This is a genomic window from Novosphingobium sp. NFX11 (assembly GCF_057376415.1).
In genome coordinates, this window is record NZ_CP080385.1 from 805,905 (window position 1) to 821,332 (window position 15,428).

The following is a 15,428-nucleotide window of genomic DNA, read 5'->3' on the forward strand; positions in this document are numbered from 1 at the left end:
ACGCCCAACTTCAAAGCCTTTGGCAACCTGCAGATCAGCAGCAGATCACAAGTTCGAATAATGGCTTGACGCGCCAAATGCGCTCATTAGAATTCCAATTGGTCAGGTTAAGCAAATGCAACCGGCGAGCGCAAAGCGCCGCACCATGGGGAGGATAATCGATGAAAATGCATGCACGCGCTGTGCTTTTTGCAGGCGGATCGCTGCTGTCGCTGGGGCTTTCCGCGACGTATGCGAACGCGCAGACCGCTGAAGCCACACCGCCACCCTCGTCCGCCAGCACGAACGAGATCGTCGTCACCGCCAACAAGCGCGAACAGAACCTCAGCGAAGTCGGCTCGTCCGTCAGCGCGGTCAGCGGCGAGGCGCTGAAGGTCCAGAACATCTCCAACATCGCGGACCTGGCGAAAGTGACGCCGGGCCTCACTTTCGCGCCGACGCCGAACGCCACGCCGGTCTACACGATCCGCGGCGTCGGCTTCTACGACAGTTCGCTGGCGTCCTACCCCGACGTCGCCGTCTACATGGACCAGTTCCCGCTGGCGCTGCCGGTGATGTCCGCGCAGACCGGTTTCGACCTCCAGCGCGTCGAAGTGCTGAAGGGTCCGCAGGGCACCCTGTTCGGCAACAACGCCACCGGCGGCGCGATCAACTTCGTCGCCAACACGCCCACGCCGACGCTGGAGGGCGGCGCGACCTTCAGCTACGGCCGCTTCAACACGATCGAGGCCAACGGCTTCATCAGCGGCCCGATCACCGATACCCTGGGCGGACGCATCGCGGTGAAGGCGGTCAACGGCGATCCCTGGCAGAAGAGCTATACCCGCGACGATCGCAACGGCCGCGCCGATACGATCGCCGGGCGCATGATCCTCGAATTCGAGCCGAGCAGCGACTTCAAGGCCTCGCTCAACCTCAACGGCTGGCGCGACCAGAGCGAGCCGCAGGCCCCGCAGCGCATCGCCTTCGTGCCGCAGAACGACGTGTCCGGCGCCCCCGCCATCGCGCCGTTCACCTATGCCGACGGCCCCGTGCCCTATCCGCAGGCGACCTACCCCAACGCACCGCGCAATGCCCGCGCCGCCGACTGGTCCACCGACTATCGCCCGCGGCAGGACAACCGCATGCTGCAGGGCCTGTTCCGCATGGACTACGACTTCAGCGGCATCACCGTCACGTCGCTGACCGGCTACACCGACCTCAAGTTCGACAACACCACCGAAGGCGGCGGCACCGCGCTGCGCGACCTCGACTTGCGCAGCGACAGCGGCCACATCAAGAGCTTCACGCAGGAAGTGCGCATCGCCAACGATTCCCACAACGCGCTGCGCTGGGTGGTGGGCGCGAACTACGAGCGCACCAAGGTCAACGAAGTCACCTGGCTGACCTACACCGACACCAGTTCCACGTACGTCAACGGCATCGTCGGCAGCACGTATGAAACCCGCCAGAAGATGACGAACTACGCCGCCTTCGGAAACCTGGAGTTCGACGTGAACGACCAGATCACGCTCAAGGCCGGCATCCGCCAGACCCGTGCCAAGCGCGATGCCTATGCCTTCAACGGCGATCTGCCGCAGTTCCCGATCCTGCCGACCGACACCACTTTCGGCGGCACTCCGGGCGTCACGCTGACCGACTTCTTCAACGCGGTGTACGGCTCGCTCGGCCCGCTCTACGGCGGCCCGGGCTACCAGATCCCGACGATCGCACCGGGCGGCTCGATCATCCTCGACACGCGCGGGCTGGTGCTGGGCGATCCTTCGGCGAACGATCCGGTCGATCCCGATACTTTCCTGACCGCCACCACCGTCAACACCCGCATCCGCGAGAACAGCACTTCGTGGATGGTCGGCGCGGACTTCAAGCCGGTGGACGGCCTGCTGCTCTACGCCAACGTCTCGAAGGGCTACAAGGCGGGCAGCTTCCCGCACTTGTCGGGCGCGATCTTCGATGCCTATGCGCCGGTGAAGCAGGAATCGATCATGGCCTACGAAGCGGGCTTCAAGGCCCAGTTGATGGATCGCCTGCTCACCATCAACGGCGCCGCGTTCTACTACGACTACAAGAACAAGCAGACCCGCGCGAAGTTCGTCGATCCGATCTTCGGCGCGCTCGACAAGCTGCTGAACGTGCCCAAGTCCACCATCAAGGGCGCCGAACTCGAAGTCACCGCGCGCCCGATGCAGGGCCTGTCGCTCAGCGCCTCGGTGACGTACCTCGACGCCAAGGTGGACAAGTACCTCGGCGCCGTGGGCCAGACGGCGGTAAGCGGCGTGCTGGTGCCGGTGAACGCCTCGTTCAAGGGCGTCGACCTGCCGTTCTCGCCCAAGTGGCAGTACTCGCTGCGGGCGGACTACACGTTCCCGGTCAGCTCGGCGCTGGACGGCTTCGTGGGTGCGGGCCTCAACGGGCAGAGCAGTTCGGTGTCGGCGCTGGTCGTGCCGGGTTCGGCCACCTTCGGGGCGACCTCGGACCTCTACGACATCAAGGCCTATACGCTGGTCAACGCCAACCTCGGCATCCGTTCCTCGGACGGCAAGTGGACAGCGTCGGTCTGGGGCAAGAACATCTTCAACACCTATTACTGGAGCAACGCCACGCAGGCCTACGACACCTTCGTGCGCTACACCGGCCGTCCGGCGGAATACGGCATCACGGTCGGCATGAACTTCTGAAGAAGCAACCTACCCTCCTGAAAGGCCCGGAAACCGCGAGGTTTCCGGCCACTTTTTGCCATCGTGACGGATGAAGATCAGATGCTGGTATGCCCTCCGTCGATCGCGAACGAGGCGCCGGTGGCGAACGAGGCTTCGTCCGACAGCAGCCAGCGCACCGCACCCGCGATCTCGGAAGGCTGGCCGAAGCGGTTCATCGGATGGACGGCGGCCAGCGCCTGTTCCAGCCCGGCATCGACCTCCATCGCGCCCTTCAGCATCGGCGTGAGCGTACCGCCCGGCAGCACCGCGTTGATGCGGATGCCCTTCGTCGCATAATCGATCGCGCCGCCGCGCGTCAGGCCCATCGCTCCGGCCTTGCTGGCGCAGTACTCGCTGCCGTTCGGGAAACCGACCATCGCGGACGTGGAGACGATGTTGACGATCGCCCCGCCCTTGTCGAGCATCGCGCGGATCTCGTGCTTGTTGCACAGGAACAGCCCGCGCAGGTTCACCGCGTGGCAGCGGTCCCATTCGTCGAGTTCGATTTCGTGCAGCAGCTTGCCGCGCTGGGGACTCCGGCGGCGTTGCAGGCGCCATCGAGGCGGCCGTAGGCGCGCACCGCCGCCTCGATCATCGCGGTGACCGAGCTTTCATCCGCCACGTCCGCCGCGATGCCCTGCGCGGTGCCGCCCGCCTGCCCGATCGCTGCCGCGACAGCCTGCGCCTTGCCGCCATCGAGGTCCGCCACGGTCACCCGGCAGCCCGCCTCGCCCAGCGCGAGCGCCACCGCTTCGCCGATCCCGCTGCCACCGCCGGTGACGACGATCGACTTGTCCTGAAGACCTTTCATTCCTTCGTTCTCCCATCTTCGCATCCTTCCCCACTCGATACGGGTGGGCGTGCAATGTTTTTATTGACCATAAGGTAAGTTTAGTCCAGCCTCCTCAAAACGAACGGGGAAACGAGGATGACGCCGAAAACGGCGAGCCGGGGCACGATTGCCCTGGGCATGGCAGCGGCTATCGCAGGTCTGGCATTCCTGATCGGCGGCCTGTGGCTCGTCGCTCTGGGCGGCTCGATCTATTACCTGCTTGCCGGAGCCGTGCTGCTGGGATCAGGCACACTGATCGCCCTGGGGCGCGGCACCGGCGCCAAGGGCTATGCGCTGTTCCTCACGGTCACGATCTCATGGGCGGTGGCGGAAAGCGGGTTCGCGCCATGGCCGCTGACGGCGCGGCTGCTGGCCCCGGCGCTGCTCGGACTGCTTTTCGTCATTCCCGGTGCGCGCGCCTCGCTCGGCCGGGGCGCCAGCCTTGCGGCGGGTGTCGGAGCACTGGCGCTGCTGCTGGTCGTCGGCGCGCACTTCGGGCGCGACAGCCACGACATTCGCGCGGCCGAAGCGATCGCCGCCTCGGCGCCGATCCCCGCAGACGCAGCGGGGGACGAATGGACATCGTGGGGCGGGGACAAGGGCGGAAGCCGCTTTTCCCGGCTGGCGCAGATCACGCCCGCCAATGTCGGCAAGCTCGAAGCCGCGTGGACCTTCCATACCCGCATTCCGTCCGACCCCTCCACCGGCTACCTCTCCGCAACACCGCTGATGGTCGGCGGGCGGATGTTCCTGTGCGGGCAGGACAATTCGGTCTTCGCGCTCGATCCTGACAGCGGCCGGGAACTCTGGCGCTTCGATCCCCGGGTATCCGCCAAGGGCTCCTCCGCCGTGCGGACCTGTCGCGGCGTGGCCTTCGCCCGGACCGAAGGCGCCGGCCGCTGCGCCGCGCGGATCGTCACCGCCACCTTCGACGGCCGCCTGATCGCGCTTGATGCCACCGACGGCAAGCCCTGCGAGGGCTTCGGCACGGACGGCGCCGTCAACCTGTTCGACGGCATGGGACTGGTGCAGCCCGGCTTCTACTATTCCAGCGCCCCGCCCGCCATCGCCCGCGACCGCATCGTCGTCGCCGGATGGGTGGCGGACAACCAGAGCAACGACGAACCCTCCGGCGTCATCCGCGTTTACGACGTGCGCACCGGCGCGCTTGTCTGGGCCTGGGACGCGGGCAATCCGCTGAACGTCCACGGGCCCCGACCGGGCGAGCACTACTCGCGCTCTACGCCCAACACCTGGGCGCCGATGAGCGTGGACGATACCCTCGGCCTGATCTACGCCCCGACCGGCAATCCCACACCCGACCATTACGGCGCGCTGCGCAGTGCGGCGAGCGAGAAATACGGCTCCTCGGTCGTCGCACTGGACGTCGCCACGGGGGCGGTGCGCTGGTCGTTCCAGACCGCCCACCACGACTTGTGGGACTATGACGTTCCCGCGCAGCCCAGCCTCTTCGCAGTTGGCAACACCCCCGCCATCGCGATCCCGACCAAGCGCGGCGAGACGTTCGTGCTCGACCGGCGCACAGGCAAACCGCTGCTGCCGGTCACGGAACGCGCCGTCCCCAGCCGGGGGCGGTGGAGAAAGTCGCCGCGACGCAGCCCTTCTCCGCCTTTCACTCCATGGCCGGCCCGGACCTTGCCGAGCGCGACATGTGGGGCCTCACCCCGTTCGACCAGCTCTGGTGCCGCGTGCGCTACCGGCAACTGCGCTATGACGGCAAGGCCACCCCGCCCGGCACCGACGAGGCGCTGATCTATCCCAGCATCGGTGGCGGCATGAACTTCGGCGGCATGGCGATCGATCCCGTCCGGCGCATCGCCGTGGCCAACGCGCTCTATTACGGCACGATCATCCAACTGGTGCCGCGCGCCGAGACCGACCGCCTGATCGCAGGTGCCGCGACGGACAGTCATGCCGTCACCAACTTCGGCCTGCCATTGCCGCAGGCGGGCACCCCGTTCGGTGTTCGCCTCAAGCCCCTCGCGTCGCCGCTGGGCGTGCCGTGCAATGCCCCGCCGTTCGGCCGGATCGCTGCGATCCATCTCGACACCGGCAAGGTCGCATGGGAGCGCCCGTTCGGCACCGCGCGCGATGCCGGGCCGCTGGGCCTGGCGCTCGGCCTGCCGATCCCGATGGGCGCGCCCAACTTCGGCGGATCGCTGACCACCGCGAGCGGCCTCACCTTCATCGGCGCCGCGCGCGAAAAGACCCTGCGTGCCTTCGCCACCGCGACGGGCGAGGAACTGTGGTCCGCCCGCCTGCCCGCCAGCGCGCAGACGATGCCGATGACCTACCGCAGCCCGCGCACCGGCTGCCAGTACGTCGCCACCGCCGCAGGCGGCCACAACATGCTGCAATCACCGCTTTCCGACAGCGTCGTGGCCTTCCGGCTGCCGGGCTGCTCCGCAAGCAAATCCAAGGGAGATGGGAAATGAATCGACTTCAGGACAAGGTCGCCGTGGTATCGGGCGGCGCATCGGGCATCGGCGCGGCGGTCGTGCGGCTGTTCGTCGAGGAAGGCGCGCGGGTGCTCGCCTGCGACATCCAGCCCCCGCTCGACGCCGCCTTGCGCACCCTGCTGGACGAGGCGCCCGAGAAGGTCCGCTTCACCACTTGCGACGCCTCGAAGGAGAGCGACGTCGCCGCTGCAGTCGCGCTGGCGACCGAAACCTGGGGCCGCCTCGACGCTGCCGTCGCCTGCGCGGGGGTTCCCGGACAAGGCAGCGACATCGACCTTGCGGTGGACGAATGGGACCGCATCATGGCGATCAACGCGCGCGGCGTATTCCTGCTGACCAAGCATGCGCTGCCGCCGATGATCGCGGGCGGCGGCGGCTCGATCACCAACATTTCCTCGGCCTACGGTGTCGTCGGCGCCCCCGGTTTCGCGGCCTACTGCGCCTCCAAGGGCGCCGTGCGCACCTTCACCAAGTCCACCGCCGTCGAGCATGCCCACCAGCGCATCCGCGCCAATTCGATCCACCCCGGCGTGATCGAGACGCCGATGCTGCAGGGCATCTTCGACCGCAGCGACGACCCCGAAGCGACGCGCGCCGCCTTCTCCGCGCAGCAGCCCAACGGCTTCAACGGCGCGCCCGAGGACATCGCCTGGGGCTGCGTCTACCTTGCTTCGGACGAGGCGCGCTTCGTCAACGGGGTCGAGCTGCCGATCGACGGCGGCCTCTTGGCGGGATAGGACGAATGGCTGAAAACGCACGCATAGCCGCCGATCTCATGGCGACGTTCGGCGCCGACATGGAGCCATGGTGGGCCATCGCCGACGAGGATCTCGTCCTCGAATTCCCCTTCGCCCGCTCGATCGGCATGCCGCAGCGGGTCACCGGCAAGCACGCCTCGCGAGCCTATCTGGAGAAGGTCGTCTCGGGGCTGGAGGGCCTGCGCTTCACCGGCATCACCGCAAGGGAGACCGGAAATCCGGGCGAAGTGGTGGTCGAATACGTCGGCACCTGCCCGGCACCCAATGGCACCTACGACCAGCAATACATCACCATAATGCGCTTCAAGGAGGGCAGACTGATCCTCTTCCGCGAATACTGGGACACCACGGAGGTCACCCGCGCCTTCGGCGACCTCGCCGCCGCATTCTGACAGGAGTTCTACCCATGACGACCAACAAGGACCGCGCCCTCGAAGCCTGCCGCCTCCTCTCCGAACGCGACCTCGACACGATGTTCGCCGCCTTCGCCGAGGACGGCACATGGACGATGCCCTACCTGCCCGATCGCTTCGCCTTCGCGGGCGAGCGCGACAAGGTGGCGATGCGCGAACTGCTCGACGGATTTCTCGGCGGGTTCGAGCATTTCGAATTCCATGTCGAGCAGGCGGTGGCGGACGGCGATACCGTGGCGATCCTCGGCAAGTCTTATGGCATCGGCCCGCGTTCGGCGATCTACCGCAACACCTACCACTTGTTCTTCACGTACCGTGACGGGGTGCTGCTGAAAGTGCGCGAACTGTTCGATCCCTATCAGGTCGAGGCTTACGTGGCGCAAGTCGAGGCGCAGGCGGCCTGAACTTAATATTGACTATTTGGTCAGTTGTAGCATTCTGCGAAAAATGCGGCGGAGCGCTCCCGGCGCTTGAGCCAGGCAATGGAGAGGTCACGCGAAATGAAGCGAGATCGAAGTCCCGGTCCTGATCGTCGGCGGCGCGGGCTGCGGGTTGGCCAGCGCGAACTTCCTTGGACGGCTGGCCATCGAGTGCCTGGTGATAGAGCGCTATCCGGCCACCTCGCCCGCGCCCAAGGCGCATTACCTGAACCAGCGCACGATGGAGATCCTGCGTGAAGAGGGGCTGGCCGATCACATCTACCGCAGCAGCACCCCGGCCGAGAACATGGCCCGCGTGGGCTGGTACACCAGCCTCGGCGGTGACGGTCCGCTCGACCGCAAGCGCATCGGCATCATCGACGCTTTCGGCGGCCACTCGCTGAAGGACGCCTACGGCGCCGACAGCCCGGTGCGCGCCGCCAACTTCGCGCAGATGTACATCGAACCGCTGCTGCTGGAGCACCTCGCCACTTACCCCACCTCGCGCATCGCCTTCCATCAGGAACTCAAGAGCTTCACGCAGGACGATGACGGCGTCACCGCGCAAGTCGAGGATCGCAGTTCCGGCGAAGTCTACGAAGTGCGCGCGCAGTACATGATCGCGGCGGACGGCGGGCGTCTGGTCGGGCCATCGCTCGGCATCGCGATGGACGGCATCGACCGGCTGATCGACATGGTGACAGTGTGGTTCGCCGCCGACCTCTCCGAGTACATCGAGGACGAGTCGGTGATGATCCGCTGGTTCACCAACCCCGAAAAGGGCGGTTCGTGGGGCAGCGGCGTGATGGTCGCGCTCGGCCCCGATACGTTTGGCGCGAAAAGCAAGGAATGGCTGATGCACTTCGCCTTCCAGCCGGGCGAGGCGGGCAAGCTCGACGCCGAAACCGCGATCCCGCAGATCCGCGAACTGCTGCGCCTGCCCGATCTCGACCCGAAGATCATCCGCATGAACGACTGGCAGGTGCAGGGCGTACTGGCGCGCGAATACCGCAAGGGCCGCGTGTTCCTGGCCGGAGACGCCGCGCATCGCCATCCGCCGACCACCGGCCTGGGCCTCAACAGCGCGATCCAGGACGCGCACAATCTGGCGTGGAAGCTGGCCGCCGTGATCCGCGGCGACGCGGGCGATGCCCTGCTGGACAGCTACGAGGCGGAGCGCCGTCCGGTGGCCGCCAACAACGTGGCCTGGGCGATGATGACCTTCCAGAACCACCTGACCATCGATTCCGCGATCGGGCTGATGCCGGGCGTGCCGGTGGAGTTCAACATCGGCGCCTATCACAAGCTGTTCTCCGACACGCCCGAAGGCGCGGCACGGCGGCAGATGGTGGCCGAAGTGATCGGCACCCAGCGCGCCGAATTCCAGGCCCACGACATCGAGATCGGCTTCCGCTACGACACCGGCGCCATCGTCCCCGACGGCACCGAGCCGCCGCCGCGCGGGTTGCTGGGCGATACCCATGTGCCCACCATGCGCCCCGGCCACCGCATGGCCCACGTCTGGCTTGACGCGAAGAACACCGGGGAAGACAAGCGCGTCTCCACCCTCGACCTGACCCGGCTCGACCGCTTCACCGTGTTCGTGGACGGACCTGCGGGGACTGGACCGCCGCCGTCGATGCCGCCCGCGCGGCCAGCGGGCTGACCATCGATCTCGTCCCTGTCGGCAAGGACGAGGATTTCACGCCGGTCGACGATCGCTGGGCCAATATCTCCGGCCTGCAGCGCGGCGGGGCGATCATCGTGCGGCCCGACCAGCACGTCGCCTGGCGCGGGGCCGTGCCGGTGGCCGATGCCGGGGCCACGCTGCAGGGCGTGATCTCCACCGTGCTCGGCCGGCGCGTCGATCAGCCGGTGGCGGCGTGACCGCAGACCGCTCGCTGCCGGCGGGGTTCGAGGCGCTCGAACCCCACGTCGCCTATTGGGCGGCGGCTAGCGCGCAGCAACGGCGCGCCGCGCGCGAGGCCGCCTCGATGGAGGAGATCGAGGCGTTCTACACCGCCATGCTGGCGCTCGCGCCCGAGGCGATCCGTTCGCTGGAAGGGCGCGACATGCGCGATCTCGAAGGCGCACCGCTAAGGTTGATGCAGCTCCTGCTGGCGCTGGCGCACGTGTCGATGGCGACGGAACTGCACCGCCAGCCGCGCGCGCCCTTCACGCCCTATCCGCACGAGGTCCGTCTGGTGGAAGGGCCGCGCATTCTCGGGTGAGACAACAGGAAAAAGCCGAAAACGGCGAAGGAGAGGAACCATGAACGATCAGGTCGCCGATTTCCGCGCGGACCGCACCAACCTGACCGCGCTGGCCGGGCTGGACACCGCGCCGGTCAGCCTCGAACCCTACCGCTCGCAGGACTGGTTCGATGCCGAAGTGCGGCAGGTGTTCAAGCGCGCATGGCTGTGCCTCGGCCGCGAGGAGCGGATTGCCGCGCCCGGCGACTACTTCGTCCAGACGCTCGAATTCGCCCGCGCCGAAGTGCTCGTCACCCGCACGAAGGACGGCCGCATCCGCGCCTTCCACAATGTCTGCTCGCACCGCTCCAACAAGGTCGTACTGGAACGAGAGGGCAATGCCTCGCGCTTCATGTGCCGCTACCACAACTGGACCTACCGCAACGACGGCGAGCTTGTCGGGGTGCCGGACCAGAAGAACTTCTTCGATTTCGACCGCAAGTCCTGCGGCCTCACCCCCGTCGCCTGCGACATCTGGGAAGGGTGGATCTTCATCAACCTCCAGCGCGAGCCGGAAGTGCCGCTGGCCGAATTCCTCGGCGCGTTCGGGGAAATCTACCGGGGCATCCCCTACCCCAATGCCGACCGCTCGATCCTGTTCGAGTCCCGGCTGAAGGCGAACTGGAAGGTCATCGCCGACGCCTTCGCCGAGACCTACCACATCCCGGCGATCCATCCCGAGACGATCGGCGCCACGTTCGCCAGCAACGAGAACCCCTTCGCGCGGCCGATCAGCGCGCAGACATGGGGGCCGCACCGCTCGGTATCGACTTATGGCAATCCCGAGTACGCGCCGCCGCCCGGATCGCAGGTGGAGCGCCTGTTCTACAGCAACATCGCCACCGGCAACGTGCTTTCGGCCGCCAGCCTCGACGATACCGAAGTGTTCCGGCGGCATCCGGCGATCAACCCGACCAAGTCGGCGAGCTGGGCGGTGGACGTGACCTGGCTGTTTCCGAATTTCCAGATCGACGTCTCCCCCGGCGGGTTCTGGACCCATCACTTCTGGCCGGTCAGCCAGGACGAGACGCGCTGGGAAGCCCGCTTCTACATCCCCGATGCGACCGATGTGTGGAGCCGGCTGCAGCAGGAGCACTACATCGCGCGGCTGGGCGAGATCCTGCTCGAAGACGTCGGCAATACCGAGCGCACGCAGGAAGGCATCGCATCGGGCGCGAAGGACACCATGCCGCTGCAGGACGGCGAAGTGATGATCCGCCACTCGCTGCACAACCTGCACAAATGGATCGAGGCCGGGACCGTGGCCGAAGCACTCGCCTGAACAGGAGACGATACCGATGAGCGAATTCGACAAGGCCCTGAGCGACCGCAACGTCGCCAACGCGCAAAAGCTGATGGCGCTGTTCGGGCACGACATGGATGCCTTCTGGGCGATGGTCTCGCCCGACCTGCACATGGAGCTGCCCTTCGCCGGGACGGTGCGCCTGCCCACCGAGCTGCATGGCGAGGATGCGCTGGGCATGTTCCGCACGGCCGCCGAAGTCTTCGACGTGAAGTTCAATTCGGTGGAGGTGACCCCGCTCGCCGATCCGAACCGCGTGCTGGTGGAGTATCGCGGCTACGGCGAGCCGGGCGGCGCGGTCTACGACCAGCGCTACGTCGGCGTGCACGAATATCGGGGCGATACGCTGGTGTTCTACCGCGAATATTTCGACACGGGCGTGGTGATGAACGCGCTGGGCGCGTACCTTCCGGCCTGATCGCTCCCCTTCGTCATTGCGAGCGAAGCGAGGCAACCCAGGGCAGTCTTGAGCCGCCCTGGGTTGCTTCGCTTCGCTCGCAATGACGGGAAGAGGCTCAGTACACGCCCGCCGCGCGCACATGTTCGAGGTAGGAGATCGGCCAGCCCATCTCCATCCAGCCGCCGCCGGGATTGCCGTCGATGGTCAGCCGCGCCGCGCCTTCGTTCAGCACGAAGTTCGGCGCGGCCGGGAGCGGGAAGACCCCGAAGACATCCCCTCCACCCGCGTGGCGCGGCCCAGTTCATCGACGATGTCGCACTGGAACGCGGTCTGGTCGAGGCGGCTGTCGCCCTGCCAGTCGACGTCGAGCGTCGCGATCTCGGCCATGACCGCATCCTTGTAGACGTAGCCGCGCACCTGACGGCGGCCGAGGGCGTAGAACTCCCAGAAGTGCACCGAAAAGGCATCGCCCGACTGGCCCTGAAACCAGCGGTAATAATGCAGCGCGTCCCAGTCGCGCCGCCCCCAGCTGTGGTCGCGGTGGCCGCTGCCTGTGACGTCGATGGTCCGTGTCCCGATGCGCAGCGTGCCGGAGACGCGGCCGCTCTGCTCGATGCGGTCGTCGGCGGCGTAGGAGGGGCAGCCGTCCTTGTGCGTCGAGTAGGCATAAGGCGGATGGAACGCCTCGTACGTGAAGGCGATCTCCGCTTCCTCGCTGCGCCACGATATTTCCGCGCGGTTGAAGCTGAGGTCTTGGCGCATGGTGAAGTTGTCGATCCGCCAGTCGTCGAAGCCCATGGTATCGGGCACCTTGCGATCGGGCAGGCGCACCGCGATCGGCGCACGGCCGAGACCCCGGCCCCAGATGCCCATCGCCGCGCCCGCCATGCCGTCCTTGTCCACCCAGGTATAAGTAAACAAGGCGATCTCGTGCTCGGGCAGGACGACGCAATAGGGGATGGATTCGCGCATCAACGGCAGGTCAGGCAGGGAGTGCCGGCCATCATGCACGGGGTCGATGGCCATTGCCGGCCGGGCGAGTGCTGCGGGATCGAATGCCATCAGTCTTCTCCGTTACCCGCCCAGGGGAAGCGGAAACCGCATTCGCCAAGGCCATACCCCTTGGTACCGTCGGCAAGGGTATATTCCATCATGTGCTCGGTCAGCGCGAAAGTATCGAGCGGGAAGGTCCAGCAGTAGAGCCGCCGCGCGGTGAAGGCGTGCACCTCTCCGTCCGCATCGGTGACACGCCAGTCCATGCCCTTCAGCGTCATGCCGTCGGCTTCGTAGATGTTGCGGTCCTCGATCGCGGTCACGCCGATCCACTTGCCGCCCTTGCCCACCATCTTGATGTAGGCGTCGTCGCCGTTGGTGGAGATGCCGTGTGTCGAGACGATCGACAGACCGTTATCGAAGATCGGCCAGGCAAGGCGGTAGTGGCGCAGGAAGTCCCAGTTGCGCGGGCCGACGGCGATATCGCGAAAGCCCTTGCCGTCGATCGCGATCGTCTCGCCGTCCGCCAGCGTGATCGTGCCGGTGACGCGGCAGGTGCCCTCCATGTGGATATGGGCGATCTCCTTGGCGAAGGCGTCCTCCGCCCCGGCATCGCTGAGGTGGATCGCATCCTGCATCGGCAGGATCGCGTCCCAGGTCAGATCGACCTTGAAGTCCCGTTCATCGAAAGTGATGTGCGCCTTCGACAGCGGCTCGATCGAGCGCAGCCGCATCCCGGCGACTTCCAGCCCGTCACCCAGCCCCAGCCGGGTGGCGGTGTAGGGCAGGTTCATGTTGGTGCGGTTGAACAGCGGCTTGCCGTCCCGGAAGAACACGAACCAGCTGTTCGTCTCGCCCAGATTCTCGAGGATGCCGACGCGGATGAAGCAGCCGATGCGCTGCGCCGGATCGTAGAAGTTGAAGTAGACGCTCTGGTTCCAGCGCGGGTGATCGTTGGCCTGCCAGTAGTCCTCGGGACTCTTCTCGACGGTCAATTGTCCTCTCCTCTTGTCGTTGTATCCGGTTTTGGGGCGGTTGATCCGGCTGTACCGGATCAACCGCCCCAGGTTTTTGGTTTGCCGCATTTTCCGAGTCATCAGGTGATCCCACCTGATTAGAAAATGCTCTAGCGACCGCAGACGCGCCGCAGCAATCCCGCGCAGTCGTCCGGCAAGGCATCGCCGCGCCAGGCGACGTGCTGGTCGGGCCGCACCAGGATCAGGCCGCGTTCGTAGATCGCGCGAAGGTCCGGGCGATCGAGCCGCAGCACGTCGAGCGGAACGCCCTGAGCCTTCGCCGCAGCCTCCAGCGGCGCGGTGTCCGCATCGCCCAGCACGACGAGTGTGAAGAACAGCCCGAGCCGGTCGAACAGCGCCGTCCCGTCCTCAAGGAACACGTGTGGCAGGCGCGCGCCGGGCCAGGTGCTCGGCACATAAGTCAGCGGGTCGATCGCCGGAGCCTCGCCCTCACCCGCCACGACCGGCGACTGGTCGTAGCGATAGCCGTATTCCACGCCCCAGCTCTCGTTCTCGGCATTGCCGAGCGCGGCGATCTTTGCGGCTACGTCGGCGCGGCGGGCGTCGGCTTCGGGGCCTTCACCCTCGAGGTCGCCCGCCTCCATGTAGATCATCGTGATCTGCTGGCGCACGCCCATGTGCCGGCGCGAGGCTTCGAGATGCCACCACGCGGTCGGCCGCCGCTCCGCATCGTAGGCATCGAGCAGCCCGTCACCGCCCCAGCCCTGCAGGTTCGCAGCCAGCACCCACGACAGCGCGGCGGCGTCGGCGATCCCCGAATTCATGCCGTAGCCGCCGGTCGGGATGAACTGGTGCGCGCTGTCGCCTGCCAGCAGCGTACTGGCGTCCCGGTACTTCTCGGCCACCACGAAATGCGCATGCCACGGATTGGCCTGCAGGATCTCGTAGTCGAACGCCTTGCCCACCCAGCCTTCGAGCACACCCTCGGCGGTCATCTCGTCGGGGTTCATGCCGGGCAGCAGCCATGCCTGCAGCGTATAGATGTCGTGGTCGTTCTGGGCGATGATCGTGCCGAGCCCGGACTGCAGATGATAGATCGGCCCCCAGCGCTGCAGCAGTTCGCGGTCGTCGGTGCGGAAGTGGACCATGTAGGCCCCGGCGACGTTCTCCTCGCCCTCCAGCGCGATGCCGAGACCCCGGCGCACGCGGCTGCCCCCGCCATCGCAGCCCGCAAGGAAGCGGCACTTGACGGTGCTGGTTTCGCCGCTCTGCGAGATCGACGATCTCGGCGGTGACGCCATCGGCGCCGTTCTCGACGATCCGCTCGAAGCGGGTGCCGAAGCGCACGTCGATCAGCGGATTGGCGTCGATCGCCCGTTTCAGCACCGGCTCGATCTGGATCTGGCTGACCCGCAAGGGCGCCTGCGCGCCGTGGCTGCCGTCGTTCTCCTCGCGGATGATGCGGGTCTTCTCGTCGGCGGAGGGGTAGGGAAACCGGTACAGGTCATGCCCGACCATCGAGGTGATCCACAGGATGTCGAAGCCGTTCGCACGCGGCACGCCCGCGTCGCGCAGCGCCTCGTCCAGGCCGAGACGGTGGAACAGCTCCATGCTGCGGCCATTGGTCAGGTCCATCTTGGGATGGCGCGTGGTCGCCGGGTTCCGCTCCAGCAGCAGGGAGCGAATGCCGTAGCGGGCAAGGTTCAGGGCCAGCGTCATGCCGACCGGCCCGCCTCCGGCGATCAGCACCGGCACTTCGATCTGCGTCATTCCATCTCCCCTCTTATGCCTTGCCCAACCGCGAGTAACGAAATTGAACCATATGGTCAACTTGTGCGCAATGCGCAAATGGACGTCAAGCCGGGTCAGGCTATGATTTTAGCAATAATCGCGCTGAAACCG

14 protein-coding genes and 2 pseudogenes are annotated in these 15,428 nt (G+C 66.5%); 10 read left to right on the forward strand and 6 right to left on the reverse strand.

The window, feature by feature from the left end; all coding sequences use genetic code 11:
• Positions 1-161: 161 nt before the first annotated feature.
• Entirely contained in the window at positions 162-2,678 is a 2,517-nt protein-coding gene (locus KZO24_RS21460; RefSeq protein WP_271181504.1) for a TonB-dependent receptor, read from the forward strand.
• A 77-nt stretch (positions 2,679-2,755) separates the two neighbouring features.
• On the opposite strand, the gene KZO24_RS21465 is transcribed toward KZO24_RS21460, so the two are convergent.
• Positions 2,756-3,172 carry an SDR family NAD(P)-dependent oxidoreductase gene (locus KZO24_RS21465; protein ID WP_486487663.1) on the reverse strand — a complete coding sequence of 139 codons (417 nt, stop codon included), beginning with the start codon at positions 3,170-3,172 and terminating at the stop codon, positions 2,756-2,758.
• Positions 3,169-3,510 (reverse strand): SDR family NAD(P)-dependent oxidoreductase, encoded by a 342-nt coding sequence (locus tag KZO24_RS21470; RefSeq protein ID WP_486487664.1) that lies wholly within the window; start codon positions 3,508-3,510, stop codon positions 3,169-3,171. Before KZO24_RS21470 ends, KZO24_RS21465 begins: the two co-directional genes overlap by 4 nt.
• Positions 3,511-3,669: 159 nt before the next feature.
• Between KZO24_RS21470 and KZO24_RS21475 the strand changes: the two are divergent.
• The 9 genes and pseudogenes from KZO24_RS21475 (at position 3,670) to KZO24_RS21515 (ending at position 11,574) form a co-directional block, all read left to right on the forward strand.
• Positions 3,670-5,987: pseudogene (locus KZO24_RS21475) on the forward strand (membrane-bound PQQ-dependent dehydrogenase, glucose/quinate/shikimate family).
• Positions 5,984-6,748 (forward strand): SDR family NAD(P)-dependent oxidoreductase, encoded by a 765-nt coding sequence (locus KZO24_RS21480; RefSeq protein ID WP_271181507.1) that lies wholly within the window; start codon positions 5,984-5,986, stop codon positions 6,746-6,748. The pseudogene KZO24_RS21475 and the gene KZO24_RS21480 overlap by 4 nt, the downstream one beginning before the upstream one ends.
• Positions 6,749-6,753: 5 nt before the next feature.
• Positions 6,754-7,161: a nuclear transport factor 2 family protein gene (locus KZO24_RS21485; protein WP_271181508.1), complete on the forward strand. Its 408-nt coding sequence runs from the start codon at positions 6,754-6,756 to the stop codon at positions 7,159-7,161.
• A gap of 14 nt (positions 7,162-7,175) precedes the next feature.
• Positions 7,176-7,586 carry a nuclear transport factor 2 family protein gene (locus tag KZO24_RS21490; RefSeq protein ID WP_271181509.1) on the forward strand — a complete coding sequence of 137 codons (411 nt, stop codon included), beginning with the start codon at positions 7,176-7,178 and terminating at the stop codon, positions 7,584-7,586.
• Between the two features lie 148 nt (positions 7,587-7,734).
• Positions 7,735-9,267, forward strand: a complete 1,533-nt coding sequence (locus KZO24_RS21495; RefSeq protein ID WP_486487665.1) for an FAD-dependent monooxygenase — start codon at positions 7,735-7,737, stop codon at positions 9,265-9,267.
• A gap of 2 nt (positions 9,268-9,269) precedes the next feature.
• Positions 9,270-9,488, forward strand: a complete 219-nt coding sequence (locus KZO24_RS21500; RefSeq protein ID WP_486487745.1) for an aromatic-ring hydroxylase C-terminal domain-containing protein — start codon at positions 9,270-9,272, stop codon at positions 9,486-9,488.
• Entirely contained in the window at positions 9,485-9,832 is a 348-nt protein-coding gene (locus KZO24_RS21505; RefSeq protein WP_271181511.1) for a hypothetical protein, read from the forward strand. The genes KZO24_RS21500 and KZO24_RS21505 overlap by 4 nt, the downstream gene beginning before the upstream one ends.
• A gap of 40 nt (positions 9,833-9,872) precedes the next feature.
• Positions 9,873-11,135, forward strand: a complete 1,263-nt coding sequence (locus KZO24_RS21510) for an aromatic ring-hydroxylating oxygenase subunit alpha (protein WP_271181512.1) — start codon at positions 9,873-9,875, stop codon at positions 11,133-11,135.
• Between the two features lie 16 nt (positions 11,136-11,151).
• Positions 11,152-11,574, forward strand: a complete 423-nt coding sequence (locus KZO24_RS21515) for a nuclear transport factor 2 family protein (RefSeq protein WP_271181513.1) — start codon at positions 11,152-11,154, stop codon at positions 11,572-11,574.
• 207 nt (positions 11,575-11,781) lie between these two features.
• Here the strand turns inward: KZO24_RS21515 and KZO24_RS21520 are convergent, their stop codons facing one another.
• From KZO24_RS21520 to KZO24_RS21535, 4 genes and pseudogenes are all read right to left on the reverse strand, one after another.
• The gene (locus KZO24_RS21520; protein WP_486487666.1) at positions 11,782-12,618 is read right to left on the reverse strand and encodes a DUF7064 domain-containing protein; all 837 of its coding nucleotides are present in this window, start codon (positions 12,616-12,618) and stop codon (positions 11,782-11,784) included.
• A complete protein-coding gene (locus KZO24_RS21525; RefSeq protein WP_271181515.1) occupies positions 12,618-13,544 on the reverse strand; it encodes a DUF7064 domain-containing protein in 927 nt (308 codons plus the stop codon). Before KZO24_RS21525 ends, KZO24_RS21520 begins: the two co-directional genes overlap by 1 nt.
• Positions 13,545-13,675: 131 nt before the next feature.
• Entirely contained in the window at positions 13,676-14,731 is a 1,056-nt protein-coding gene (locus KZO24_RS21530) for an FAD-dependent monooxygenase (protein ID WP_486487746.1), read from the reverse strand.
• A 121-nt stretch (positions 14,732-14,852) separates the two neighbouring features.
• Positions 14,853-15,296: pseudogene (locus tag KZO24_RS21535) on the reverse strand (FAD-dependent monooxygenase); the annotation flags it as partial.
• Between the last annotated feature and the right edge of the window lie 132 nt (positions 15,297-15,428).

Bases quoted from the DNA above. Each gene is read 5' to 3' on its own strand.
- KZO24_RS21515 (WP_271181513.1), top strand. From the start codon at position 11,152: ATGAGCGAATTCGACAAGGCCCTGAGCGACCGCAACGTCGCCAACGCG.
- KZO24_RS21490 (WP_271181509.1), top strand. From the start codon at position 7,176: ATGACGACCAACAAGGACCGCGCCCTCGAAGCCTGCCGCCTCCTCTCC.
- KZO24_RS21520 (WP_486487666.1), bottom strand. From the start codon at position 12,618: ATGGCATTCGATCCCGCAGCACTCGCCCGGCCGGCAATGGCCATCGAC.
- KZO24_RS21480 (WP_271181507.1), top strand. From the start codon at position 5,984: ATGAATCGACTTCAGGACAAGGTCGCCGTGGTATCGGGCGGCGCATCG.
- KZO24_RS21485 (WP_271181508.1), top strand. From the start codon at position 6,754: ATGGCTGAAAACGCACGCATAGCCGCCGATCTCATGGCGACGTTCGGC.
- KZO24_RS21460 (WP_271181504.1), top strand. From the start codon at position 162: ATGAAAATGCATGCACGCGCTGTGCTTTTTGCAGGCGGATCGCTGCTG.
- KZO24_RS21470 (WP_486487664.1), bottom strand. From the start codon at position 3,510: ATGAAAGGTCTTCAGGACAAGTCGATCGTCGTCACCGGCGGTGGCAGC.
- KZO24_RS21510 (WP_271181512.1), top strand. From the start codon at position 9,873: ATGAACGATCAGGTCGCCGATTTCCGCGCGGACCGCACCAACCTGACC.